The 25,541-nt window shown below is 60.6% G+C and carries 24 protein-coding genes and 1 tRNA gene; 9 read left to right on the forward strand and 16 right to left on the reverse strand.

The features are described from left to right. Window positions 1-39 precede the first annotated feature (39 nt). Both ACM64M_RS00470 and msrB read left to right on the forward strand, forming a co-directional pair. Window positions 40-1,377, forward strand: a complete 1,338-nt coding sequence (locus tag ACM64M_RS00470) for a cytochrome P450 (protein ID WP_416226677.1) — start codon at window positions 40-42, stop codon at window positions 1,375-1,377. Window positions 1,378-1,461: 84 nt separating this feature from the next. Continuing rightward, the gene (gene msrB / locus ACM64M_RS00475; RefSeq protein WP_416226678.1) at window positions 1,462-1,968 is read left to right on the forward strand and encodes a peptide-methionine (R)-S-oxide reductase MsrB; all 507 of its coding nucleotides are present in this window, start codon (window positions 1,462-1,464) and stop codon (window positions 1,966-1,968) included. Here the strand turns inward: msrB and ACM64M_RS00480 are convergent. From ACM64M_RS00480 to ACM64M_RS00500, 5 genes are all read right to left on the reverse strand, one after another. Then, on the reverse strand, window positions 1,955-3,694 hold the full coding sequence (locus ACM64M_RS00480; protein ID WP_416226679.1) for a hypothetical protein: 1,740 nt from the start codon (window positions 3,692-3,694) through the stop codon (window positions 1,955-1,957). The two genes, msrB and ACM64M_RS00480, sit on opposite strands and share 14 nt — an antisense overlap. A gap of 55 nt (window positions 3,695-3,749) precedes the next feature. After that, window positions 3,750-4,199, reverse strand: coding sequence for a GtrA family protein (locus ACM64M_RS00485; RefSeq protein WP_416226680.1), 450 nt, complete (start codon window positions 4,197-4,199; stop codon window positions 3,750-3,752). Window positions 4,200-4,203: 4 nt separating this feature from the next. After that, window positions 4,204-5,874, reverse strand: a complete 1,671-nt coding sequence (locus ACM64M_RS00490) for an NAD(P)/FAD-dependent oxidoreductase (RefSeq protein WP_416226681.1) — start codon at window positions 5,872-5,874, stop codon at window positions 4,204-4,206. Between the two features lie 148 nt (window positions 5,875-6,022). Next, on the reverse strand, window positions 6,023-6,658 hold the full coding sequence (locus tag ACM64M_RS00495; RefSeq protein ID WP_416226682.1) for a PilZ domain-containing protein: 636 nt from the start codon (window positions 6,656-6,658) through the stop codon (window positions 6,023-6,025). Between the two features lie 107 nt (window positions 6,659-6,765). Further along, window positions 6,766-6,850: transfer RNA gene (locus ACM64M_RS00500), tRNA-Leu, on the reverse strand. A gap of 164 nt (window positions 6,851-7,014) precedes the next feature. On the opposite strand from ACM64M_RS00500, the gene ACM64M_RS00505 reads away from it, so the two are divergent. Further along, the gene (locus ACM64M_RS00505; protein ID WP_416226683.1) at window positions 7,015-8,700 is read left to right on the forward strand and encodes a cation:proton antiporter; all 1,686 of its coding nucleotides are present in this window, start codon (window positions 7,015-7,017) and stop codon (window positions 8,698-8,700) included. Between the two features lie 11 nt (window positions 8,701-8,711). On the opposite strand, the gene ACM64M_RS00510 is transcribed toward ACM64M_RS00505, so the two are convergent. After that, on the reverse strand, window positions 8,712-8,993 hold the full coding sequence (locus tag ACM64M_RS00510; RefSeq protein ID WP_416226684.1) for an integration host factor subunit beta: 282 nt from the start codon (window positions 8,991-8,993) through the stop codon (window positions 8,712-8,714). A gap of 220 nt (window positions 8,994-9,213) precedes the next feature. Further along, a complete protein-coding gene (locus tag ACM64M_RS00515; protein ID WP_416226685.1) occupies window positions 9,214-9,552 on the reverse strand; it encodes a GntR family transcriptional regulator in 339 nt (112 codons plus the stop codon). 177 nt (window positions 9,553-9,729) lie between these two features. On the opposite strand from ACM64M_RS00515, the gene ACM64M_RS00520 reads away from it, so the two are divergent. Genes ACM64M_RS00520 through ACM64M_RS00530 form a run of 3 tightly spaced genes read left to right on the forward strand, consistent with a single transcriptional unit; the run spans window position 9,730 to window position 14,114 of the window. Continuing rightward, window positions 9,730-11,361 carry a peptide MFS transporter gene (locus ACM64M_RS00520; protein ID WP_416226686.1) on the forward strand — a complete coding sequence of 544 codons (1,632 nt, stop codon included), beginning with the start codon at window positions 9,730-9,732 and terminating at the stop codon, window positions 11,359-11,361. Window positions 11,362-11,397: 36 nt separating this feature from the next. Further along, entirely contained in the window at window positions 11,398-12,804 is a 1,407-nt protein-coding gene (locus tag ACM64M_RS00525; RefSeq protein ID WP_416226687.1) for an amidohydrolase, read from the forward strand. Continuing rightward, entirely contained in the window at window positions 12,801-14,114 is a 1,314-nt protein-coding gene (locus ACM64M_RS00530; protein WP_416226688.1) for an amidohydrolase, read from the forward strand. Before ACM64M_RS00525 ends, ACM64M_RS00530 begins: the two co-directional genes overlap by 4 nt. 3 nt (window positions 14,115-14,117) lie before the next feature. On the opposite strand, the gene ACM64M_RS00535 is transcribed toward ACM64M_RS00530, so the two are convergent. Then, on the reverse strand, window positions 14,118-14,501 hold the full coding sequence (locus ACM64M_RS00535) for a winged helix-turn-helix transcriptional regulator (protein ID WP_416226689.1): 384 nt from the start codon (window positions 14,499-14,501) through the stop codon (window positions 14,118-14,120). 137 nt (window positions 14,502-14,638) lie between these two features. Between ACM64M_RS00535 and ACM64M_RS00540 the strand changes: the two genes are divergently transcribed. The 3 genes from ACM64M_RS00540 (at window position 14,639) to ACM64M_RS00550 (ending at window position 16,907) form a co-directional block, all read left to right on the forward strand. After that, on the forward strand, window positions 14,639-15,037 hold the full coding sequence (locus ACM64M_RS00540; protein ID WP_416226690.1) for a PaaI family thioesterase: 399 nt from the start codon (window positions 14,639-14,641) through the stop codon (window positions 15,035-15,037). A 21-nt stretch (window positions 15,038-15,058) separates the two neighbouring features. Continuing rightward, window positions 15,059-15,745, forward strand: coding sequence for an NnrU family protein (locus ACM64M_RS00545; RefSeq protein ID WP_416226691.1), 687 nt, complete (start codon window positions 15,059-15,061; stop codon window positions 15,743-15,745). A gap of 151 nt (window positions 15,746-15,896) precedes the next feature. Then, on the forward strand, window positions 15,897-16,907 hold the full coding sequence (locus tag ACM64M_RS00550) for a VacJ family lipoprotein (protein ID WP_416226692.1): 1,011 nt from the start codon (window positions 15,897-15,899) through the stop codon (window positions 16,905-16,907). A 28-nt stretch (window positions 16,908-16,935) separates the two neighbouring features. Here ACM64M_RS00550 and ACM64M_RS00555 read toward each other — a convergent pair whose 3' ends face one another. The 8 genes from ACM64M_RS00555 to rpe all read right to left on the reverse strand — a co-directional run bounded on the left by ACM64M_RS00555 (window position 16,936) and on the right by rpe (window position 25,492). Further along, a complete protein-coding gene (locus ACM64M_RS00555) occupies window positions 16,936-17,523 on the reverse strand; it encodes a GNAT family N-acetyltransferase (protein WP_416226693.1) in 588 nt (195 codons plus the stop codon). 69 nt (window positions 17,524-17,592) lie between these two features. Then, window positions 17,593-19,530, reverse strand: a complete 1,938-nt coding sequence (dxs, locus tag ACM64M_RS00560; RefSeq protein WP_416226694.1) for a 1-deoxy-D-xylulose-5-phosphate synthase — start codon at window positions 19,528-19,530, stop codon at window positions 17,593-17,595. A gap of 109 nt (window positions 19,531-19,639) precedes the next feature. Continuing rightward, window positions 19,640-20,110, reverse strand: coding sequence for a Fur family transcriptional regulator (locus ACM64M_RS00565; protein ID WP_416226695.1), 471 nt, complete (start codon window positions 20,108-20,110; stop codon window positions 19,640-19,642). 48 nt (window positions 20,111-20,158) lie between these two features. Beyond that, a complete protein-coding gene (gene msrA / locus ACM64M_RS00570; RefSeq protein ID WP_416226696.1) occupies window positions 20,159-20,872 on the reverse strand; it encodes a peptide-methionine (S)-S-oxide reductase MsrA in 714 nt (237 codons plus the stop codon). Then, window positions 20,869-21,060, reverse strand: coding sequence for a hypothetical protein (locus tag ACM64M_RS00575; protein WP_416226697.1), 192 nt, complete (start codon window positions 21,058-21,060; stop codon window positions 20,869-20,871). Before ACM64M_RS00575 ends, msrA begins: the two co-directional genes overlap by 4 nt. A gap of 188 nt (window positions 21,061-21,248) precedes the next feature. Beyond that, complete coding sequence (gene purH, locus ACM64M_RS00580) at window positions 21,249-22,871, reverse strand: bifunctional phosphoribosylaminoimidazolecarboxamide formyltransferase/IMP cyclohydrolase (protein ID WP_416226698.1); 1,623 nt, start codon at window positions 22,869-22,871, stop codon at window positions 21,249-21,251. Window positions 22,872-22,880: 9 nt separating this feature from the next. Beyond that, window positions 22,881-24,830: a heparinase II/III domain-containing protein gene (locus ACM64M_RS00585; protein WP_416226699.1), complete on the reverse strand. Its 1,950-nt coding sequence runs from the start codon at window positions 24,828-24,830 to the stop codon at window positions 22,881-22,883. Continuing rightward, on the reverse strand, window positions 24,830-25,492 hold the full coding sequence (gene rpe, locus ACM64M_RS00590) for a ribulose-phosphate 3-epimerase (RefSeq protein WP_416226700.1): 663 nt from the start codon (window positions 25,490-25,492) through the stop codon (window positions 24,830-24,832). The genes ACM64M_RS00585 and rpe overlap by 1 nt, the downstream gene beginning before the upstream one ends. Between the last annotated feature and the right edge of the window lie 49 nt (window positions 25,493-25,541).

The raw sequence follows: 25,541 nt of genomic DNA on the forward strand, positions 1-25,541 counted from the left end.
AGCAGGCAACAAGCCGCGGCCCCTTCCAAGGAGAGAGCCATGGCGACCGCTGCACCCACGCGCCCGAAAGTGCGCACATCCCCGACCGCTTATGAAGCGATCACAGAACATTTCGCGCGCAATCCGGAAGAGCGCCCTGCGCATCCGCACAAATGGGACGTCAGCCGCTCGGACATTTATTTCGAAGACCGGTGGCAACCGATCTTCAAGGAAATGCAGGACGCAGGGCCGCTGCATTACATCCCTGAAAGCCCCTTTGGCCCCTATTGGGCGGTGGTCAGCCACAAGGCGATTCAGCATATCGAAGCCCTGCCTGAAACGTTTTCGTCAAGCTGGGAATATGGCGGCATCACCATCCTCGAACGGCTGACCGAAGACGAGTTGGCAGAAGGCAGCGGCGATCGCCGCGAATTGCCGATGTTCATTGCCATGGACCGTCCGCAGCATACGGGCCAGCGGCGCACAGTGGCCCCGAAATTCACTCCCTCTGCCATGGGCGACATGGAGATCGAAATCCGCGCGCGCACCGGCGAATTGCTGGACAGCCTGCCGCGCGACGAAGTGTTTGACTGGGTCGAAACAGTCTCGATCGAGCTAACCACCGGGATGCTGGCGATCCTGTTTGGTTTCCCCTGGGAAGACCGGCGGATGCTGACTTTCTGGTCGGACTGGTCGGGCGACACCGAACTGGCCACAGTGCGCGAACTCGATGAAATGCGCTGGGGCTTCTTGCATGAAATGGGCACCTATTTTCAATCGCTCTGGATTGAACGGACCATGGACAAGGAGCCGGGCAATGACCTGATTTCGATGATGATCCATTCCGAAGCGATGAACCAGATGCGCCCAGAGGAATTCATCGGCAATCTGGTGCTGCTCATCGTTGGCGGGAACGACACGACCCGAAACACGATGAGCGGTATCATCCATTCCTTCGACAAATTCCCCGATCAGCGCAAAATGTTCGAGGATAATCCCGACCTCATCCCCAATGCGGTGCAGGAATGTCTGCGTTTTCAGACCCCGCTCGCGCATATGCGCCGTACCTGCACCGAAGACACCGAAGTGTTCGGCCAGCAGATCCGTAAGGGCGACAAGGTCGTGCTCTGGTATCTCGGCGCGAACCGCGAAGAAACCGTGTTCGAGAACCCGCACAAGCTTGATATCACGCGCGAAAATGCACGGCGACACATCGCCTTTGGCTACGGCATTCACCGCTGCGTCGGAGCGCGGCTGGCCGAATTGCAATTGCGGGTCTTGCTGGAAGAAATGCACAAGCGCCGGATGCGCGTGCATGTTGCCGGTGATGTCGAACGGGTGCGCGCCAATTTCGTGCATGGATTTCGCAAGCTTGAGGTTGAAATCACCGAGTTTTGACCGCGTCTCCGATATGGGTGAAACCTTTCGCAGCCGCGCGCCGTATTTAGAGGCAGGAAGCACTCATTTGCGAGGGGATACAGGATGACATTTTCTCTTTCTACCCGGCGTAGCTTTGTCGCCAGCACCGGTCTTGTTGCCGTGCTACCACTTCTGGCGAGCTGCGGAGGGGGCAATGTCGCGGCGCGCAAGGAGCGCACATTCCGCATCACCAAGACCGAAGCGCAATGGCGCGAACAACTGTCCCGCGGCGAATATCAGATCTTGCGCGAAGCCGGGACAGAGCGCGCCTATTCCTCTCCGCTCAACGATGAAAAACGCCGGGGAACTTTTACCTGCGCAGGCTGCAACAACCGGGTCTATTCCTCCGCGCATAAATATGACAGCGGTACAGGCTGGCCGAGCTTCTGGCAGCCGATCGACAACGGCGCAGTAGGCACCTCGACCGATTACAAGATCGGATATCCGCGCACCGAAGTGCATTGTGCGGATTGCGGCGGGCATCTGGGACACATTTTCGGCGACGGCCCGCGTCCAACCGGAAAGCGCCATTGCATCAACGGGCTGGCGATGAACTTTACTCCGGCTTGACCCGCCAGAGTTTCAATCCCTTGGCAGTTCCGGGATCGACGGGCTCGAGCCATTCAGGCGCAGAGCCCGCGATCAGGCTTGCGGCGAAACCTTCCGGTGCAATCCTGGCATACAAGTGCGCTTCTGCTTTGGATGGGCAAATAGCGACATAGGCGGTGCCGCGTTCGCTCAGTATCTGGCCCGCTTTGGCAGGCGAAGCCAGTGCCGTCTCAATCAGCACCCGCATGCTCGCGTGTCCGCGGTGGTGACCGGTGGCAAGGACGCTGTGGTCGCTGACCAGCAGCAGGTCAGGCGCGATATCGAGCGGGGCAAATATCTCTCCGCCGGGCAATAGCGCAAGCGCAGGCCCAGCATCAGTCACTCTACAATCGGTGGGCTTGCCAGCTACATGCTGGGCCGCTGCACCCGCCGAAGCGCGCGCGGGGAGCGCATTGGTCAACACCATAACCGGAAACGCCGGCAACAACGCGCAAGCCAGCGCGGCCATCGCGGCCATTCGCGGTGCAGCGCGATCCATCGACCGGATCGCGCGCAACCAGTGCCTGAGCTGCCAAGCCAAGGGAGGGGCCGCAAGGACGCAAGCAACCGCGCCTGCGCGCGAAACAAACACTGAAACCGCAATCGCCGCCGCCAGGATCAAGGCATAGTCGCCCCAGAAGCGGCGCAGCCAATCGCGTGATTTTGCCGCCAGATTGCGTGCCGCGATCAGCGCGATCAACGGGGTGACCATATATTGCAGCGCCGTGGTCAGCGATTGCCGCCAGACGGGCATCCCTTCGAGCACATTGGCGTGCCAATATCGCGCAACCAGTGGGTCAAGCTGCGAGAATCCGCCCCCGCTCGCGCAATGCGGTGCAGTCACCAGCAGCATGGCAATCGCACCGCAGCCAGCCAGCGCAAACCCGCACAGCACAATTCCGCGCGGCGCAGGCTCGGACCGGGCGAGGAAGGTCAATACGATTGCGCCCCATCCGAACATGGCAAGGTGCAGCGGGCTTATCGCATCGCAATAGGTGGCCAGATCACCGATTCCATGGGTCAACACAAACAGGGCGGCTCCGGTGACCGCCAGCGATTGCATTGCATTGACCAGCCAAGCCCGCGCCTCGCGGTCGCGTAGCCAGCGCAGCGCCAGCACCGCAAAAATCATCGCTGCTAGTGGCAGACCCTCGATCGAGATTGACAGCCAAATCGCCAGAGCCGCGCCAATGACCCGCCCCCCCAGCCGCGGCGAGCGCGCCATCAATCCATTAACTGCGGCCAGCGCGCAAACAATCTGCCAACCGTGATGATCGATCCGCATCGGCCCCAGCTGAAACAGCACCGGCACCGATATGGCGATCATCAACGAAGTCAGCGCGGCTTCTTCATCCCCCATCAATCGCCACGCAATCCGCGCGGCCAGCAGCATCGCAAGGCCCAAGGTAACCAGCGGAATCGCAATCAGCGCTGCCATTTCGGCCGCGCTCGCTCCGATCAGAGGCGTGAGAATCAGGACAGTTGCAGCCAGTGGCAGATCGACCAGCCGCGACCAATGCATAGGCACGCCGCCGCCCGGAGCATCGACCCGAGTTTGGGTAAGGTCGAACCAGCCTTGCCCCGCAATCAGATCGCGCACCTGCAGCAACCGCATCGCATCGTCGGGATCGGGAAAGCGAAAGCCGCTTATAGCGCTCCAGTTGACAGCAATCAGCAGCGCGCTGACCAATGCCCACGCGAGCCCCACTCTGCCAAGGAACTCAAGTGGAAAGGCAGCCCTGCGGCGATCAACCAGCACCGGCTCACGCTCTCTCTGCGGTGCGCATTTCGCTGCGAAAGACCATCCGACTGCGGATCAGCCATGTCGCGATGAAGCTGACCACCACCGCGCCGCCCTTTGCAATCCTTGGATCAGTACCCGACCAATCACCCAGCCCAACGATCGCAGTGGTCAAAGCAAGGCCGAGCAGCGCCGAAATCACAAACAGCGCCTTTTGCCGGGTGCGCGCCATTCCATCAGCCGCCACCTTGTCCTGAAACACCGCACGGCTCGACATCAGCCAATGTGCCAGAATCCCCAGCGAATAGCCAATTGCCGATGCGGGGGCTGCCGCCACTCCCAGCGCGAGCAATGCCAGAAAGCTGCCGACATCGACCGCCAATGCCCCGACGCTCGCCAGGACATAGCGCAAAAACCGAATGTCGCGCAGCTTGGCGAAGAGCACGCCGGCTTGCATATGTTGCGCTGCCATCACCTCACGCCGACTTGCGGATGTCTTCGTCAAACGCAGGCTGCGGCGCGGCCGTAATCCGCTCCGGAACCCCGCGAAGCGATGTCAGTGCAGCGACCTGATCCTCGCTCAGCGGCTTGCTCGCTGCGGTTTCGGCGCCGCGATTTGGCAGGTGTGCCTCAGCGCCCTCGTCACCCGCTTCGTGATATTCGGCGTCTTCATTGACGCACCAAGTGTCATAGACGCGCTGACCGGCTAGGATATTTTCCACCGTCAGCATCGCGGTCATCATCGCATGATCCTGATTGTTATAGCGGTGCATGCCGTTGCGTCCGACCAGATGCAGGTTCGGATGCTTTGCTTCCAGCTCAGCGCGCATGGCATCGACATTGGCAGCATAATGTTCATCATAGACCGGATAGGCCTTTTCCTGACGCACCACCGCACCGCCAATGACCTTTGCCGGATCAACGAGGCCGAGGATCTGCATCTCACGCTTGGCCAGTTCAACCAGATCGTCATCGGAAGATGACCACAGGCCGTCGCCTTCAAAGCAGAAATATTCGAGGCCGACACAGGCGACGTTTTCATCCGGTACCATTTCGGGTGACCAGCTGCGAAAATTCTGGACGCGCCCGACCTGAACCTTGCTGTCGTGGATATAGATCCAATTGTCGGGGAACAGGTCGTCGCTTTCGATCATCAGCGCCACGGTAAGGAAATCGCGATATTTCAGATCATTGGCCTGCAACGTGCTTTCCGGCAGCGGGTGCAGCCGCCGCGAAAGCTCGCGCATCGGGGCAGAACTGATCACGTCCTTGGCGCGGATTTGCGCCGTTCCCGCTGCGCTGGTTGCGGTCATCGACCAGCCAAAGCCTTCGTCATTCGGACCGATTGCCGCCACCCGGTCAAGAGCGTGGCCCATCAGAACGCGGCCCTTGCCCGATGCGACAATCTTGTCGCGCGCAGCGTCCCACATCATTCCGGGGCCAAGCCGCGGGTAGCGGAAGGTTTCGAGCAACGTTTTTACTGTCTGACCATCGTTGGGCGTCTTGTTAAGACCCAATGATCGTTTTAGCCCGTCGATCACCGCACCCATCAGCGACAGACCCTTAATCCGCTGCGCTGCCCAATCCGCGCTCATTTCATCGCATGGCATGCCCCACACTTTCTCGGTGTAGGTCTTGAAGAAGATCGAATAGAGTTTCTCGCCGAACTGGTTGGTGGTCCAGTCTTCAAAGCTCTTCACATCCTTGATCGGGAATGCCCGGCGCCAAAGGTAACTCGCCATGCAGGCGGTCGAGCGCAGAATGCCGAGATTGCCCAGAGCTTCGAAGGCGCGCAGCGGATAGGAGTAGAATTTGCCCTCGTAATAGATGCGGCTCATGCGGGGGCGCTGGATGAAATCATCAGGCAGGATCTCGTTCCAAAGATCGACGACCGCCTGCGATTTAGAAAAGAAGCGGTGCCCGCCAATGTCAAAGCGGTAACCCTGATGTTCGACCGTGCGGCTGATACCGCCCACATAGGTTGCGTCTTTTTCGATGATGGCGACGGTCTTGCCCGCCTTGGTCAGCAAATATCCAGCGGTCAGCCCGGCAGGGCCCGCTCCGATAATCGCGACATCGACGTCGATGATACCGGATACCGTGGTATTCAGCGTGTTTTCTGTTGCTTCAACGCCTTGCTGCGTCATGCAAACCCCCGTTTGATCACCCGGCGCGCCGTGCTGCGACCGGTTCATCGGCAGGAGTGAAGGAAATTGGTTAGCGAGGCGTAAACAAGCCCGCTTAATTGCGGAAAATTTGTCCGCCTCTCCGCAAGATCACCTAGGCGCGCGAAGGTCAGCCCAGCAGGCGCGGACACTGCAATCGGGCGGCGAAACGGGCAAAGTCAGCAAGGGTCAAGGTGTCGTCGAACACGACCCCATACTGATTTCCCCGCCGCCAGCGCACCTTTGCGCGCACTTCTAGGGGCACAAGGTCGCTTTCTGCGCTGGCGATACGGACGGTCTGATCAATTGCGAACAGACCGTCGCATTCGAAGCGCGCGCCTTGCTGCGACAGGTTTTCAACGGTGCCCTCACTCGATTGCGTCAGGGTCTTGATAGTGATGGGAAAGCACAACCCGAGCCTAAGACCGCGCTTTGGAAATTCGCAGGCTTCGGTGATGAATTTTTGCACATCGACCGTTTTGACGAATTCAAATCCCGCCTCATTCTCACGGTCCCACACTGCGCGCAGTTCGTAGACACCGCCGCCGGGCATATGCAATTCAACCGGATCGCCGGTCGGCACCGCGTGGAACAGCCGCATCGCAACCCCGGTTTCGGAAATGTCGCGCACCACGCAGACAAATTCGCCCTGAGAGGTAACCAGCTTCGCCGCCCGGATGAGCAGATTGAAACGCGGCGCAGCACGCGCCTCTGCGCCCACTACAGGGTCGCTCGCCTCAACTGCCTTAATCGCTGCCTTTTCCATATTCGCATTGCCTGGCGCTGCCCCGTTCAAAGGATACGGGTCAGGTTTATTGGGATTCCTGAATTCGGAGCATTGCATTAGGTCAAGAGGGGTTAAGACCCGGATAATGGTGCGGGTGGTGGGATTCGAACCCACACGATCAAGGATCAGGGGATTTTAAGTCCCCGGCGTCTACCGTTCCGCCACACCCGCAATCCGGCACGGGGGCCGGAGCCGTGCGATAGCCAGACGCGCGGCTCAGGGCAATATGATGGCGCCGGGCACGTAAGTCTTGCCATCCGCGCACCGCACTACGCCTTGCGCATGTGCGCGCGAAGCCCCATTCCTTCACCCATTGACAAGCGAGCGGAATTTCCATGGCGGGCGATAGTGTACATGACGCACATTCGGTGGTGGCGACGATCCAGCCGGCGATCACCTTGCTGGGGCTCGGTATCGGTGCAGCTCTGGCCTCGCGCGCATGCAGGCTCAATCCGATCGTCGGTTATCTGGGGCTGGGGTTGGCTCTCAGCGCGCTGGGCTTTGCAAACAGTTTCAGCGGACCAGTGGTGGCCGCAATGGCCGAGGCGGGCGTCATGTTCCTGTTGTTCAACCTCGGACTGCATTTTTCGCTAGGCCGGATTCGGGCCGAGGCGGCGAATATCTTCGGATTCGGTGCATTGCAGATGCTGGTTGCCGGTGGCGGGTTTTCGGCACTCTTTTTCCTGATTGGCTTGCCGGGCGAGTTTGCCGTGATCGGCGGTTTCGCCATGGGCTTGTCCTCGACCGCAGTCGTCATCGGCCTGGTACGCGAACGCGATCAGGAAGACTGCCCGGTTGGCCGCGCGGCGCAATCGATCCTAATTTTTCAGGACATTGCTGCAATCTTGTTGTTGGTTGCCGCGGGATCGCTGGGCAGTGGCGGCGCGTTGGCCCCGGCGCTGGGAATCGCGGGGGTAAAGGCGCTTGCCGCCTTTATAATCGCAGTGCTGTTTGCGCGCTATCTCACCGGGCCGCTGTTCCGCCTGATCGCGCGGGCGGGCAGCAGCGAGGTCTACACCGCGACCGCATTGTTCATAGCGCTGGCGGCAGGATGGGCGACAGGAATGGCCGGGCTATCGCTGACGCTGGGCGCGTTTCTAGGTGGGATGGCGGTGGCGGATTCGCGTTACAAGATCATGGTCCAGACCGAAATCGACGCGTTTCGCGGATTGTTCCTGAGTTTCTTTTTTATCTCGGTCGGGCTTTCGATCGATCCGGTAATCCTGGCTGGCAACTGGGCGCTTGTGTTCGCGGTTGCGATCGGTTTGATTGCGCTGAAATGTCTTTTCAACGTTGCGGCCGGACTGGTCAATCGCTGGTCAATACCGGGTTCGATCCAGCTCGGCTTTCTGCTCGGGCAAGGGAGTGAATTTGCGCTGGTGATCCTTGCTCTTCCGGCCATTGCCGGATTGATCGAGCCGCGGTTGGCGTCAATTCTGGTTACTGCAATCGCGATCAGCCTGGCGGTGACCCCGCTGATATCGAATTTTGGCCGCAAGCTGGCAGGCAAATTGCGGCGCGGCCCGTCTGACAGGAAACTCGCAGGCGATGATGCTCCGGTCGTGATTATCGGACTTGGCCCAACCGGGCGCGCGGTTGCCGACGCGCTTAGCTATAATGAAATCGGCTATCTGGCGGTTGAGCCTGACCCGGTGCGGTTTGAGATCGCGCTCGCAGACGGCTATCATGTGCATCACGCCAATCCCGCTGACCCCCGCAGCTGGGATGCGCTGGGCATGGGCAAACGCGAGGTTGTGGTGGTTGCCGCTGGCAATATCAGCGTTTCGCGCGAGCTAAGCCCGCTGGTGCAGGAGCGTCTGCCGAATATCGCCCGCGTGATCGCCTTGCCCGGTGCCGAAGCGCTCGAGGAATTCATCGACCTTGGCATGGTGCCGGTGGATGTAAAGGCTCCGCGCGGGACCGAACGCGTTATCGAGATGGTGTTTCAGGCGCTCGATCGGGATCGCAAGCTGCCGGTAAGCAGCCTGAGCGAAGAGGACCGCGCGCTCGAATATGCGTAAACCCTTACAGGTTACGCGTCGTTGAGCCGTTTGCGGATTTCCTTGCCAGCCTTGAAATACGGGACACGTTTCGCCGGAACCGGCACGGCTTCGCCGGTGCGCGGATTGCGTCCGGTGCGTGCCTCGCGTTCGCGCGTGGAGAACGCCCCAAACCCGCGCAGTTCGACCCGCCCACCTTCGGCAAGCCGCTGAGCGATTTCGTCAAAGAAGATATCGACCACTTGTTCGATCTCTTCCGCACGCAAATCGGGGTTGTCCTTGTGCAACTCGTGCAAAAGTTCGGACCGTATCATATTGCCCTCCCGGCGAACCCCGCAGCCCCTGCTGCTGCGTCGTCACCGCTGCGGTGTATCCGCCCGCCTATTTCCCAATTGCCCGGACCCGGCGAGCAACACAGATGCATAGGTGCCAGAATCCATTAATTCTCGCAAGGATGGTGCGAAAAATTGTTTGGCACAGGGCTATTTAGCTCTTGAGGAGCGCCCCTGACGGCTTCCGCCAAGGGCCGCATGCTTAACCTTGCTCGACCAGATCGGCGGGTTTGAGCCCCAGCCGCGTCATCCGGTCGCGGATTTCCGGCCATTCGGTGCTCAAAAAGCGGTCGCGTTCACGGCTGCGCAGCAATTCCGCCGCACCTTTGACGACATACATGCCGACGCCGCGCTGAACCTCGACCAGGCCATCATTCTGAAATTGCTGATACGCCTTTGCGACGGTCAGCGGGTTCGCGCCCTGCTCTGCGGCGAGCGCCCGAACTGAGGGCAACATTGCGCCTTCGGGGTAGTCTCCCTGAATGATGGCCGCCGCGATCTGATCGCGCAATTTGAGGTAGACGGGTCTGGATTGGGTCATGTTTATCTCGCTAGGTGCATCAGTGCCATAATACAGCCATGCGCGTCAAGTTTCGCCGGTTCGGTAAGATCATAAGCCAAGGGCGAAACAAAAGCTTCACATGGGCGAATGAGGCGCTACGTTGCGCCGCCATGACCGGCCCATTGAGAGGCCGCTGGAAATTCGGGGATCACGCAGATGAAAGATATGTCGCTTTGGAACGAAGGGGATTGGATCGCTGCGATCGCCTCCGTCGTCTTGATGGTTTTTCTTGCCGCAGGGGCATTTGCTGTCACGCGCAAATCGCCGGAAGTGGGCGGTCATCCCAAAGGTCTGTATATTCTTTTCTTCGCCGAGATGTGGGAGCGTTTCTCCTATTACGGCATGCGAGCCCTGCTGATTTTCTATCTCACGCAGCACTGGCTGTTCAACGATAGCGCATCGAACATCGTTTATGGTGCGTATGTCAGCCTTGTCTACATTACACCTGTCCTAGGCGGCTGGCTTGCTGATCGGTACCTCGGTCAACGCAAGGCAGTTCTGTTTGGTGCCGTGCTGCTGACCTTCGGCCATTTCCTCATGGCTTTCGAAGGAACCGGTGGTCAAAACGATCCGACAATCAACATCTTCTGGCTCGCGCTAAGCTTTATCATCGTCGGCTCCGGCTTTCTCAAAGCCAACATCTCGGTCATCGTCGGACAGCTTTATCCGAGAACCGATGTTCGGCGCGACGGTGCCTACACCATTTTCTACATGGGGATTAATGTCGGCGCTGCGATCGGCACGATTATCGCGGGCTATCTCGGTATCACGCTGGGTTGGGCATACGGTTTCGGCGCCGCCGGTATCGGGATGTTGCTGGGCCTGACCGTCTTCGTGCTCGGCAAGCCTTTGCTGCTGGGTCAGGGTGAGCCACCAAAGCCGCTGGCGATGAACACCGAAATGGTCATGTATGGCGTCGGCATAGTAGGCGTGGCGATCATGTGGGTGCTGATCCAGTACCAGTCTGTCGTTGGCGGGCTGATGCTGCTTTCGGGCGCGTTGCTGCTTGCTTATGTGCTGTTTGAAGCGTTCAAATTGGACAAGGAACCGCGCGAGCGAATGTATGCGGTGCTTTTTCTGATCGCGCTTCAGCCATTGTTCTGGGGACTGTTCGAACAGGCGGGAGGATCGCTCAATCTGTTTACCGATCGTTATGTCGATCTGGGCGGGGTTCCGGCTCCGATTTTCCAATCGATCAATCCGATATACATCATTCTCTTGGCACCTTTGTTCGCATGGCTTTGGACGTTCTTGGGTCGCCGCGGGCTTGAACCTTCGACGCCGGCAAAATTCGGGCTGGGTCTGGTTCAACTGGGCTTCGGTTTTCTTGTTCTGGTCTGGGGCGCGGCTTCGGTGGGAATAGACGCCAAAGTTCCAGTCATCTTCCTTTTCGGCATTTATCTGTTCCACACCACCGGCGAACTCTGCCTTAGCCCAGTTGGCTTGTCTGCCATGAACCGCCTGTCCCCCAAACATCTGGCCAGCCTGATTATGGGTGCGTGGTTTTTTGCGACGGCGGGCGGCAATTATGTCGCCGGGATGATCGGTGCAGCAACAGGCGGCGAAGATGGTGTCATGTCGCGTCAGGCGACGATGGATATCTATTGGCAGATCGGTCTGATCGCTATGGGTGTTGGGGTCGTGGTCATCCTGATTTCAGGTCTTGTCAAGAAACTCATGCACCTCGACACGCTTCAGGATGCGGATGACCACCTTACTGGAGCGCCCGCCGCTGGGCTCGAAGCGCAGGAGGGCGGGGTCCATCCTGCCACTCGGCCAACTGCATAACAGCCGCATAGCAATTGCATGTTCAAGGGAAAGACGATGAAAACCCAGGCATTGGTTGCGCTATCCAGCGCATTGGCTTTGGCCGCTTGCGCCACAACGGGCACAGCTGGCGGATCAGGAAGCGCTACGACTGACAAGGCCAGCGACGACGCCCCCCGCTATGCCGCCATGACCCCGGACGAGGGACCCTTTCCTTCGACCTACCGGCCCTATCCCGGACGCCCGACTGCGCTGGTCGGCGGAACAGTTTATGACGGCGCAGGCGGGATGATTGAGGGCGGAACGGTGCTGCTGCGCGCTGGCAAGGTCGTGGCCGTGGGCGGCAGCGATCTGCCAACCGATGGCTATGACGTGGTCGACGCCAGCGGCAAATTCGTAACCCCCGGCATCATCGACATCCACTCACACCTCGGGGATTACCCCACGCCCTCCGTGGACGCGCATAGCGACGGGAACGAAGCGACCAGCCCGACCACTCCCGAGGTCTGGGCAGAACATTCGGTTTGGCCGCAGGACCCCGGTTTCAGCCGTGCGCTGGCCAATGGCGGGATCACTTCGCTGCAGATCCTGCCTGGCTCGGCGAACCTGATGGGCGGGCGCAGCGTCACGCTCAAAAACGTGCCCTCGCGCACAGTTCAGGGAATGAAGTTCCCCGGCGCGCCCTATGGGTTCAAGATGGCTTGCGGTGAGAACCCCAAGCGCGTTTACGGCAATCGCGGGCGCATGCCTTCGACCCGCATGGGCAATTTTGCGGTCAACCGTCAGACCTGGCTTGATGCAATCGACTATGCCAACAACGAGGACGCCGACCGTGATCTGGGTAAGGAAACGCTGGTCGGTGTGCTTGAAGGCGACATTCTGGTCCATAATCACTGCTACCGCGCCGATGAAATGGCTCTGGTGATGGATATGGCCAAGGAGATGGGATACCGCGTCACCGCCTTCCACCACGCAGTTGAGGCATACAAGATCGGCGACCTGCTTCGCGAAAATGGCGTGTGCAGTGCGGTCTGGGCCGATTGGTATGGTTTCAAGATGGAAGCCTATGACGGCATTCTCGAAAATGCTGCCTACCTGCAGCAGGCCGGGGCCTGTGTGGTGATCCATTCCGACAGCGAAAACGGCATCCAGCGGCTCAATCAGGAAGCCGCCAAGGCGCAGGCAGCCGGACTGCGGCTCGGGATCGACTTGCCCGATGCCGCCGTCATCAGCTGGATCACGCTGAACGCGGCCAAGGCCATGGGAATTGACGAAATGACCGGCAGCCTTGAACCCGGCAAAATGGCCGATGTGGTGTTATGGAACGGCGACCCGCTCAGCGTCTATTCGCGGCCGGAACGGGTATGGATCGACGGCGCGCTGATGTATGATGCGATGGATCGCAGCCGCAGACCGGTAAGCGATTTCGAACTCGGACAGCCCGGCGAAGGAGACGTGAAATGAAGCGGCTTCTTACACTCGCGGCGTCGGCCATTGTGCTTGGTTCCGCTCCGGTAACGGCGCAGGATGTCGTCATTTTCAACGCAAAACTTGTCCTTGGCGACGGCAGCGACCCCATCGATGACGGCGTGGTTGTGGTAGAGGATGGCAAGGTTGTTTACGCCGGGACGAGCGATGGACGTTCGTTTGAAACCGATCAGGCGGTCGATGCGCAAGGCGGGTGGGTCACGCCCGGCCTGTTCGCGGCGGTCACAACGCTGGGCCTTTCGGATGTTGGCGCGGTCAGCGAATCCAACGACCAAAGCCCCGGCTCGGCGCCCTTCAGCGCTGCTCTCGACACGGCGCCAATCGTCAATCCCAATTCTCAACATATTCTGGTCCACCGCGCCGCCGGGATCACGCGCGCGGCAACCACCACCATGCCTTCGGGTTCGATCTTTGCCGGGCAAGGCGCGATTATCGATCTGGATGGAGACAGCGATCCGGTGACGGGCGAACGTGCGTTCCAGATGGTGGCACTGGGCGAAAGCGGTGCGCGGCTATCAGGCGGGAGCCGGGCGTCGGCGCATGTCCTGTTCCGCGCCGCCCTGCGCGAGGCACAGGCGCTCACCGGCGCTCGCGGAACTCCGCAGACCACGGAAATTTCGATTGACGATGAAGTGCTGCTGGGCCGTTTTGATGCAGAAGCGCTGGTCCCAGTGGTGACCGGTGCGCAGAAACTTTTTGTAGCAGTGGACCGCGCCTCCGATATCCGCGCGGTGCTGGCGTTGCGCGACGATTTCCCCCGGCTCAATCTGGTGCTGGTCGGTGCGGGCGAGGGGTGGCTGGTGGCAGACGCGATCGCCGCAGCGGGCGTGCCGGTTATTGCTGACGCGCTGGATGATCTGCCCGAAAGCTTTGAAGTGCTCGCCGCCACCCAGAGCAATATCGGCCGCATGACGCGCGCCGGGGTCCAGGTCGCGATCAGCGCAAACTCCGGCGAAAACCCGCGCAACGTTTCGCAGGCTGCGGGCAATCTGGTTGCCCTGGGCCGCATTCCGGGCGCTGCCGGGTTGAGCTGGGGTCAGGCCTTTGCCGCGATCAGCTCTGTGCCGGCGGCGATTAGCGGGTTTGAAGGCGAGGCCGGAATCCTTGCCGCTGGGTCGTTTGGCGATGTCGTGATCTGGAACGGCGACCCACTGGAGGTGGGATCGATCCCGACGCGCGTCTATATTGGCGGTGTCGCACAATCGCTTGAGAACCATCAAAGCCGGCTGCGCGACAGGTACCGTGATCTCGATGAAAGCGACCTGCCCAAGGCCTATGATTGGTAGCTTTCAGGTGTCGTTGGCGGAGGCTGGGTTAAAGGCTCGGCTGGACTCTGGCCAGCGGGCCGGAGCCTCGCCCTCCGCAAACAGGTGTTGCCTGCCCCATTCCGCCAGTTCGTTGTAAGTGGGAACCAAAGCGAGCGCAGCCTCGGTGAGGATGTAAAGGGCGCGCTTGCCCGAAGGTGGCTCGCGCGTCATCAGTCCAGCTTTCTGCAATATGCCTAGCCGCGACGAGAGCGCGTCGCGGTTGATGTCCAGTCGCTCCCTGAACTCCTCGAACCGCGTTGCTCCCAACAATGCCTCGCGCAGAATCAGCATCGTCCAGCGATCACCCAGAATGCGCGCGGCGCGACCAATGGGACACGGGGAATGCGATACTTGATAGTTTTTCACGGATGATCCTTCATGGGTCTGTTTATCAGACTTGCGCAAGAAGGAAGCAATAGGCATAAAGTCTGTTAAACAGACTTTATGGGATCAACAACATGCCTGTGACTCGCTTTGATAGCCCTGCCGCTTCGATTGAATACATGAAGCGCGTTGCTGTTAAGCAATCGGGCTTTTCGAACTGGCTCGACGTCGAGCCGATCCTTGTCTGGGAGGGTAAGAGCGAACTGCTGCTCGTGCTGCGTTCAGACATGACCCAGCATCACGGATTCGCTCATGGTGCGATTGTCGGGCTAATGGCTGATAATGCCTGCGCTTGGGCAGGCGCATCTGTTGCGGGCGATGTCGTGACCGGCGGCTACACGATCAATTTCCTCCGCCCGGCAAAGGGCGAGAGATTGCGAGCAAGGGGCGAAGTCGTAAAACCAGGAAAGCGGCAAGTGATCGTGCGCGGCGACGTATGGGCCGAAAGCGCTGGCAGCGCACCTGTTCACGTGGCGGTCGCTCAAGCGACGATCATTCCAACTGGACTATCGCGCTAGGTCTTGCGCACGCTTGATGATATGGCAGTCCCCATGGACAGTGCTATCGTCTCGCTCATCGCTGCAAACACAGCCTTTGTCGGCACGCATTTCATCATGTCACACCCTTTGCGCGCTCCAATGGTTGAGGTGCTGGGCGATCGGGGGTTTCAGATCGTCTATGCGCTGGTCAGTGCAGCGACGCTCGCTTGGGTCTATTTCGCTTTCAAGGACGCGCCGCCCGCTGATTTGACGGGGACAGGCGAAATTGGTTGGCTGATCGCAACGATCCTGACCTTGCCAGCGATGGTGCTGCTTGCTGGATCGGTGATGGGCAATCCCGCACTTCCTACTCCGATGGCACAGGAACAGGCCCGCGCAGTGCCGAAGGGTGTGTTCAAAGTTACCCGGCACCCGATGATGTGGGGCTTTGCCCTGTGGGCGCTGTCGCACATCGTGCTGTTCTGGAGCATGCGGACCATGATCACCGCTCTGGCAATTGGGGTGCTCGCGCTGGTCGGGGCAAAGCTGCAGGACCGCAAGAAAGAAGCGTTGATGGGTGAGGCTTGGGCGGTCTGGGAAAGCCGGACCAGCTATTGGCCGCGGTTTGCCGGTTTGCTGGGGGCCGGAGCGTTGCCATGGGCGCTGGGTCTGATTTTCTTCATCTTTTTTAGCTGGTTGCACCTTCCGCTTGGGGGAATACCTGCTGGGCTGTGGCGCTGGTTCTAAACCCGCTGCGGGCAGCGGCCTGCCGCAATTCAGGCACGAAAAACCTCTTATGTGTCGTCTTCCCTGATGATGATAACAAGATGCTCGTTCCGGGCAGATTCAGCATAGCGCAATACTGATGGGGTATGGCTCACCGGGCAGGAGAAACTGAATGCCACTTGCGTCACTGCTTGTGCTGACATCGCCCCTATTGCTGAGCCCGGCCGTGCCCGCTGGATCGGCGGCGCTCGGCGTGTCATCGCCAGCTGTTGTCGCGGTCGCCGCTGCGCCGGTTGCGGAAGCGGATCTGGTCGTTCTGCCGTTGGTTTGGTCGCTCAGCGCCCAGCAATCGCAAGATCCCCCGGAAGGCACTGGCCCGGAAGAAGACGCGCCACAGCCACCCGCGCAGAACGAGATCATCGTTGAGGGCGAATATGGCCCAACCGAAGGCGACCCGGTCGGGGAGTTCAACGAGACCAGCTATCGCATCACCCAAGACCTCGACCAGGCTTTTGTAGAGCCGATCGCCTATGCGTATCGTGATGGCCTGCCCGATCCGGTGCGCGACGGCCTCGGCAATGTCGTGCGCAATCTGGGTGAGCCTGCGAATATCCTCAATTTCCTGTTGCAGGGCAAATTCGGCAAAGCGGCGGAGACTTTGGGCCGACTGGCGATCAACTCCACGCTGGGTGTGGGCGGATTGGTCGACATCGCCGCAAAACCGGGGATTGGCCTGCCCTATCGGCGCAACGGATTTGCCAACACCATGGGGTTTTATGGCGTAGGATCAGGCGCCTATCTCTATTTGCCGCTGACCGGCGCGACCAGTGTGCGCGACCTGATCGGAAGCACGCTTGATCAGGCGGTGCTGCCGGTGGCGGTGGGCGCACCGTTCAACCGGATCGAATATGCGGCACCCTATTTCGTGATCAATTCGCTGGATGCGCGGCTTGAGGTGGATGAGGAATTGGCGCGGATCGGAGAGACGGTTGATCCCTATGCTGCGCGCCGCGACAGCTATCTCTATCGCCGCGAGCGCGATATCGCATTGCTGAAAGGCGAGGAGCCAGCAGAGCCGCCAGCGATCCTTGAAGAGGTCGAAGGCACCGGTGAGTTCGGGGAGCCTGGCGATACAGCGGACGAACCAAAAGTCTCGGCGCTGAACATCACTCGCCCGCGTTGATCGCTGGGCCCCCGAAAGGGCTCGCCGCTTAACGCCGTGCGGCGCGGTACATGGGCAGCATCACCGGTGAACTGCCGTGCTGGATTTCGCCGATCACTTCAAATCCGTGACGTTCATACAGGCTGACATTGCGGGAATTGGAGCTTTCCAGATAGGCTGGCAGCCCCTCCGCATCGATTCGTTCCAACGCTGTTTTCATCAGCATCCCGCCCAGACCTTCGCCCAGATACATGGGGTCGCAGCCAATGATCGGCAGATACCAGTGCTCTTCATGCGGGTGAAAACGCTCCATCTGACCAATCACGACCATCATTTCTTCGAACAGGGCCTCGGATGTAAACTCCTGGAGAACCCCGACCATGCGCTCTCCATCCGGAGCGGTGCCAGGCGGCAGCCACAGCGCGACCGCTTGCCCGTCATTGGCGGTCCAAGCGGTGCCGCGATCAAATGCTGCGCCTCCAAAAGCGTCAAAGAAGTCGCGGGTTGCCTCCAGAAAAGACGCTGCGCCCGCGCTGATCCAGCGCGCTATGGGGTCGGTAACAAACGCCAGCACAGCGGTCTGAATAAGCCGCGCCCGATCTTCTGGCTGGGCGATAGTGATTTCGGGTATAGTCAAGGCAGCCCCCCTCTTGAACATCTGGTCGGGTGTGGAAGCTAGAGCCGCTCGCCGGTGAGAAAACCCTGTCTAGGCCCGCGCCTCTTCTACGCTCGACGAATTGTATTTCAGCGCTTTCAGCACGCAATCCACGATCTGCGGCGCGTTCAGGCCCGCTTCCTCATATTGTTTATACGGGTCTTCGTGATCCAGAAACGAATCCGGCAGCCGCAAAGTGCGCAGCTTGAGGTTACCGTTGCCGCCATCAGCGTCGGTCAGCCCCTCATCGGTGGCATAGGTCAGCACATGCGCGCCCAGCCCGCCAATTGCACCTTCCTCGACCGTCACCACCACCTCATGCGTGCGCATCAGCCGCGCGATCAGGTCATGATCCAGCGGCTTGGCAAAGCGCAGGTCGGCAACCGTGGTCGAAAGCCCTTTCGCCTCCAGCGTGTCCGCGGCCTTCTTGGCCTCTTCTAGCCGCGCACCAAGCGACAGGATGGCAACCTTGGTGCCTTCGCGCACCACGCGGCCCTTGCCGATCTCCAGCTTTTCGAGGCGGTCGGGGATTGGCACTCCCGTTCCGCTCCCGCGCGGATAACGAAAGGCAATCGGGCCTTCGTCATATTCGGCCGCGGTGTAGGTCATATGCGCCAGTTCAGCTTCGTCGGCGGCGGCCATCACCACCATATTGGGCAGCGTCGCCAGATAGGTGATATCGAAACTGCCCGCATGGGTGCAGCCATCCGCGCCCACCAGACCCGCGCGGTCAATCGCAAAGCGCACCGGCAGGTTCTGGATCGCTACATCGTGCACCACCTGATCATAGGCGCGCTGAAGGAAGGTCGAATAGATCGCCGCAAACGGCCGCATCCCCTGCGCGGCAAGTCCGGCTGCAAAGGTCACGCCGTGCTGTTCGGCAATACCGACGTCAAAGCTGCGTTCAGGGTGGGCCTTGGCAAAGCGGTCCACCCCGGTGCCCGATGGCATCGCGGCGGTGATCGCGCAGATGCGGCTGTCGGTTTCAGCCAGTTTGGCAAGCGTGTCGCCGAACACATCCTGATAGGCTGGTGGGCCAGCAGCGCCTTTCTTTTTCTCGCCGGTAATGACGTTGAATTTGGGGACGCCGTGATATTTGTCGGCGCTTTCCTCGGCAAATCTGTAACCCTTGCCCTTGGTCGTCACGACATGGATCAGCACCGGACCTTCGGAAGTGTCACGGACATTTTCCAGCACCGGGATCAGATGGTCGAGATTGTGGCCGTCAATCGGGCCGACGTAATAAAAACCCAGCTCCTCAAACAGGGTGCCGCCGGTCACCATCCCGCGCGTGTATTCTTCTGCCTTGCGAATGCCTTCGTGCATCCGGCGGCTCATTTTCTTGACCGCGCGGCTGGCAAGACTGCGCAGGCCGAGATATTCGCTGGAGGACACCATCCGCGCTAGATAGGCGGATAGCCCGCCGACCGGCGGAGCGATCGACATGTCGTTGTCGTTCAGGATCACAATCAGCCGGTTGCCCGCCTGCGCCGCATTGTTCATCGCCTCATAGGCCATGCCCGCGCTCATTGCGCCGTCGCCGATCACTGCGATCCCGCGCCCCGGCCTGTCGTTCAGCTTATTGGCAACAGCAAAGCCGAGCGCCGCCGAAATCGAGGTCGAAGAATGCGCCGCGCCGAAAGGATCGTATTCGCTTTCGCTGCGCTTGGTAAAGCCGGACAGCCCGCCGCCCTGCCGCAAGGTGCGAATCCGGTCACGCCGCCCGGTCAGGATTTTGTGCGGGTAACATTGATGCCCAACATCCCAGACCAGCTTGTCGTCCGGCGTGTTGAACACATAATGGAGCGCAACCGTCAATTCGACCACGCCAAGTCCCGAACCCAGATGGCCGCCGGAAACGCTGACGGCGTCGATCATTTCTTCGCGCAATTCGTCGGACAATTGCCGCAATTGCTCAGGCTTCAACCGGCGGAGCTCATCAGGCGTAGGCACTTGATCGAGCAAAGGAGTTTTGGGCGATGCATTCATGCCTCAAGTCCTACACGCTTGAAACTCGCCTGTCGATAAACGCTTTATCGCAGATACGGGGCGTTTTGTCGGCGGATCGGCGGCGAATTGTGACTAAAGACCGTCCGCGTCAGGCGCACATCTGGCACAGGCCGCGAATCTCCAGCACCGGGCGTTCGGCCTTGAAATTCCGGGCCTTGGCCAGCGCGCGCACGCTGCGGCTGACGTCTTCGTCATCGACATGCTTGGCCTCACCGCATTCGTCGCAGACCAGAAAGATGCAATCATGCTCGCAGCCAGGATGGCTGTTGGCGAGAAAGGCGTTTGCGCTTTCCACCCGCATCGCAAGATTCTTGCCCACGAACAGATCAAGAATCCGATAAATGCTGTTGGGCGCAACCCGTTTGCCGCGCGCTGCGGACAAATTGTCGGCAATGTCATAGGCCGAAACCGGGCGATCATGCCGGGCAAGCTCGGTAAACACCGCTTCGCGCATGCTGGTCCATTGCTCGCCTGCTGCGGTCAAAGCTCCGCGCGCGGCGAGAATCAGGTCTTCGCCTGAATGTTCTTCATGGGCATGATGGTTATGCTGGCTTGCCATGCTGGCAATATAGGGCGGCCTGCGCAATTGCGCCAGACGTGCGTTGGATCATCCGTCGCGCAGGAAACGCGCGCTGTAATCGCTGGGAAACATCGCACGCAGCGCATCGACCTTGGGCTTGTCCCAGCGCAGAATATATCCGTGGCGCGGGTTCTTTGCCATGAAGTCCTGATGATAGGCCTCCGCCGGGTAAAATGTCCGCTGCGCCTCTATCCGAGTGACGATCGGCCCGCTCCATACGCCCGATTCGCCCATCTGGGCCAGATAGGCCTGCGCGACAGCGCGCTGTTCCGCACTCGTCGGGATCAAGGCGCTGCGATAATGCGCGCCCACATCGGGGCCCTGGCGGTTCCGCAGGGTTGGATCTGCTACGACCGAAAAGAATATGCGCAGCAACTCATCATAGCGCACGACATAGGGATCATAGGTGATCCGCACCGATTCTGCGTGATTGGTGCCGCCCGATGTGATGCGGCTGTAACTTGCAGTCGCTGCGGTGCCACCGTGATAACCTGCAACCGCTGATTTCACGCCGTTAACGTGGCTGAACACGCCTTCGACGCCCCAGAAACAGCCGCCTGCAAAGATTGCCGTCTTAAGTCCCGCGCCTTCTTTGGCGATGCGTTGTGGGACGGGGGCATTGACCGGCTCTTCAAGCGCCAGCAGCGGCGCGGGCTGCATCACCATGGCAAACCCGGCCAGGGCCGCCGCTGTCAGCACGCCAAAGCGGATTGGGCCGAAATGGGATGAGGCGCGGTTCATGCGGAATTCTCCAGAGGTGCAATTAGAAACTCATCCGCCGGAGCGGGCGCTTCGAGCGGCGCTGCGGCGCGCGCGGGCGATTCGATCCGGCTGCCCCAATGGTCGACAGTCACCGCCCCGGCGATTGCCGCGCCGACTAGGAATCCAATGCCGAAATTGCGATAGAGGTCGGGTGCGAAAAGGGTCATGGCGGGTCTCTCAGGCCTTTGTATTCTGGTGCGCGGCCCGGTTAGGGGCAGGCCGCTTGCGCCAGAATGAATGGCCGGTTCATGCGTTCATTCGCGTTGCTGGACGAAATAGTTACGCCGCCCGCCGAGAAAAAGATGCGCAGTCGTCCACCCGCGCCTGCGGTCGCCCTGATCCGCTCTTGCCTGGATCAATGCCTGAAATGGCGCATCCCGGTGAACACCATGGCGAGGCCTGCTGCGTCGGCCGCCGCGATCACTTCGTCGTCGCGGATTGAACCGCCAGGCTGGATCACCGCTGTCGCGCCCGCTTCTGCGGCGGCGATCAGGCCATCGGCAAACGGGAAGAATGCATCGGATGCAACCGCGCTGCCCATAGTCAGGGGTGCGCCCCAGCCATAGCTGTCCGCCGCCTCTCGCGCCTTGATCGCAGCGATGCGCGCGGAATCGCGACGGTTCATCTGGCCCGCGCCAATTCCGGCGGTCGCGCCGTCCTTGGCATAGACAATCGCGTTGGATTTGACGTGCCGCGCAACGGTCCAGGCGAACAGGCAATCCTTGAGCTCTTGCGCCGTCGGTTCGCGCTTTGTGACCACCTTCAGATCAGCCTGGCCAACTGCGCCATTGTCCCGGCTCTGGATCAGCAGGCCGCCCGCGATGCTTTTCATGAACAACCCACCCCGGCGAGGGTCGGGCAGGTCGCCGCATTCAAGCAACCGCAGATTTTTCTTTGCGGCAAAGATTTCGCGCGCTTCGGCGGTGACCTTTGGCGCAATCACCACTTCGGTGAAAATTCCGGCAATCGCTGCTGCGGTTTCGCCGTCGAGTTCGGTGTTGACCGCCACAATCCCGCCAAAGGCCGAAACGCTGTCGCATTGAAGCGCGTTGGTCCACGCTTGAAGCAGCGACACCCCCTGTGCCACACCGCAAGGGTTGGCGTGTTTCACGATCACGACCGCCGGTGCCTGACCTGCAAACTCGGCGGCGAGCTCCAATGCGGCATCGGCATCGTTCAGATTGTTGTAACTGAGCGCCTTGCCCTGCATTTGTTTGGCCTGCGCCACGCCGCGTGCGACGGCGACCTGCGGGACATAGATTGCCGCCGATTGATGCGGGTTTTCGCCGTAACGCAAGAGGTCTGCGCGCTTGAATGTGAGCGGCAAGGTCTCTGCAAAAGGCGTCGCCTGCAACGCTTCTGTGCCCAGTGGATGGGTAAAGGCATCGCCAAACGCGAACCAATTGGCGATCGCAGCATCATAGGCTGCAGTCCGGGCATAGGCTTTGCCCGCCATGCGAATCCGGAACGCTTCGGAAGTGGCGCCGTGATTGTCCGCCAGTTCCTGTTCGAACGCCGCGTAGTCCGCCGGGTCGGTGAGGATTGTCACAAACCCATGATTCTTGGCGGCAGAGCGCACCATGCTCGGCCCGCCAATGTCGATATTTTCAATGATCTCAGCGCGCTCAGCGCCCTTGGCGACGGTCGCTTCAAACGGATAGAGATTGACAACTACCAGATCGATCGCACCAATCTCGTGCTCTGCCATGGCGGCAAGGTGTTTGTCATTGTCGCGCAGCGCCAACAAGCCGCCGTGGATTTTGGGGTGGAGGGTTTTCACCCGCCCGTCCATCATCTCGGGAAAGCCGGTGAGATCGGACACATCGCGCACCTCCAGCCCAGCCTCGCGCAGAGCCTTGGCTGAGCCTCCGGTGCTGACCAGTTCCACCCCGCGCGCGGCCAGAACCGCGCCCAGCTGCGCCAAACCGGTCTTGTCGGACACCGAAAGCAGCGCCCGTTTGATAATCGTCGATGCCATCTTGGAAACCTATCCCATTTTCTTGAGGAGCCAGGAGAATTGCCCGCCGCCGCGCGATGTCAGCCCCTCTATCACCAATTGCTCCGCCGCATGGGGCCGGCCTTCGCCATCGACCCAAAGACTGTCCTCGCAGGTCAGTTTGACATCGGCACCAGCAGCCCCGCCGACGGCCCCTTCTTCACCGCTCTGGCCGCGAAGGCGGAATTGCCACAATCTGCCATCGGGCGTCAGCAAACTGGCGCCTCGGCCGTCCTGCGAAAGATGTGCCTCGACCCCGCGCCCAAGATGGAACCTTATCGCAAAGCCGACCATGCCGCGTTTGCCGCTGCGTTTGACGGGCAACAAGATATCATCGCCTGAAAGCTCGCTGCCATCGCTGCGCAAGGTCAGAATCCGGCTGTGGGTCAGGCCAAAGCGCGCGGAATAACCATCGTGGCTGGCTTCTATCCGGGTGGCCTCACGGCCATTCTGATGGATGATGCGCCGCTCCACCTCGACCAGCTCGGCACCCCGGCCCAATTTGCCGTGAAGCAGCACGGCGGTGCTGTTGGCATCATCAAGCACCAGCGTCGAATGCGCTGCAGTGGCGCGCAATGCTTGCCCGATGCGCGCTGGCACCTGCCCGCCTGCCAGCGCCGCGCCGCCGCAATTGACAATCACGCGCGATGGACCATCGGACATTTCAAACGCCAGCGTCGATGCGCAACCACAGCGCGTGTGCCGCGCACGCGGCGGCGGACCGGCATCAAATTGAACCGTGGTCTGCCCGCCGCGAATTCGCTGATACCCCCAATGTTGAGGATCGTTCAGCGGACGTGTGCGTACACCGCTGGCCGCGATCAGCGCCGAAACGCGGTCGGCTGGAATCGCGCCTTGCCCCTGCCAATTGCCCAGCGCCCCGTCCCCGTGGCGCAGCGCCAGCAGCGGCGGCACCAGCAATTCGCGCATGACAAGGATGGCATCAGGCACCGCGCAACTCACCGCCTCGTAACAGGCAATCAGATCGGTCAGCACTTGAATTGCATCCATCTGCGCCGACGGACAGCGCGACAGCGCCCCACCATCCTCCGCCACCAGATCGCCCAGCGCGCGAACGAGCCCCGCCTCCCCATAGAGCCGCCGAGGCTTGCCATCGGGGAGTAGCAACCCAGCCGCAGTTACCGCAGCCCAGCCCGCAACCTGCCCCAGTCCCGCGCCGCTGCGCAGCGCCTTGCGGTCCAGCCAGCTTGCGGTTTCTTCAATTGCGTCAAGCAAGCGCGGCTTCAGATCGGGCGTCTGGCCGGTCAGCACCAGCGGCGCATGCACGAGCCATGCAAGCAGCCGCATTCCGGCGTTTTCGACATCCCACGCAGCACCCTTGGCACCGCCCTTGGGCGGCGATGGATTGGCGTCGAGCCAGCGGCCGGTGATCCGCTCGGCAATCGCCGTGCAATCCTCACGCGGCGCGCTTGCAGCGAGGTCAGCGAGCCACGAAAAGCTGTGAACGGCGCGCTCGATGCCCGGCGAAAGCCGCGCAGAGCTGTCGAAATCGAGCTGACCGATGGGCTGTTTGACGCCGTGAACGAGGAAATGTCCCGCGCGCAGCGCAATTCCGGCCGCGCGGCTGCCGGTAGTCGGGCTTTCAACCGTCGCCAGAACCCGCATCGCGGCAGGGCGGCGAAACGGCGCAACCAGCGTATGACCGGGCACGCCTATACGGTACGCCAGCCGGATCAACGCTTCGCCAGGGCGTTGGCGCGGAGCGATCACATCGCTCAGCGCCAAAGCGCGCGAATTGTCTATGGGTTCAGCCGGGAATGCAGGTCGGGCATCCGCGCTCGGGTGGTCCTGGCTCTGCGATTCCCTGCCCGGCCCAAGCGCAAGTGCCGGGCGATCAGCTGCGCCGTCATTCTGCTCGAAAGCGTCTTTGGCGTCGGTCCCTTTGGCTTCAAAGCTGCGGTCGTCGAACAAGGTTTCCATCAGCTGGCCCCTTTCAGCGCGGCAATATTGGCGGCATATTGGCCAGCCCCGCCTTTAAACGTCGCCGATCCTGCAACCAGCACATCTGCGCCCGCTGCGACGCACAATCTGGCGATTTCGGGATTGACACCGCCGTCAACCTCGAGATGTATCTCGCGCCCTTCAGCATCGATCATCGCGCGGATACGGGTGATTTTTTCGAGCTGCGACGGGATAAAGCTTTGCCCCCCGAAACCGGGATTGACGCTCATGACCAGAATCAGATCGACCATGTCCATGATGTTATCGAGTGTTTCTACGGGTGTGCCAGGATTGATGACCACTCCAGCCTTCTTCCCCAGTGCGCGGATCGCCTGAAGCGTGCGGTGGATATGCGGCCCCGCCTCTGGATGGACAGTGATGATATCCGCACCGGCGTCGGCAAAAGCTTCCAGATACGGATCAACGGGGGCGATCATTAGATGGACGTCAAAGGGTTTTGAAGAATGCGGGCGAAGTGCCTTCACCACATCGGGGCCAATCGTGATATTTGGCACGAAGTGGCCGTCCATGACGTCAATATGGATCCAGTCCGCACCCGCCGCATCAACCGCGCGCACCTCTTCGCCAAGCCGGGCGAAGTCGGCCGAAAGGATGCTGGGAGAGATCAGGGGTGGTGGCATGGTGATGGGCTGCGCTATTCCTCTGCAGCTTGCCTTACCCTTTCGGCGA

Origin of the sequence: Qipengyuania sp. ASV99 (assembly GCF_047872805.1) — a bacterium.
Lineage (GTDB): Bacteria > Pseudomonadota > Alphaproteobacteria > Sphingomonadales > Sphingomonadaceae > Erythrobacter.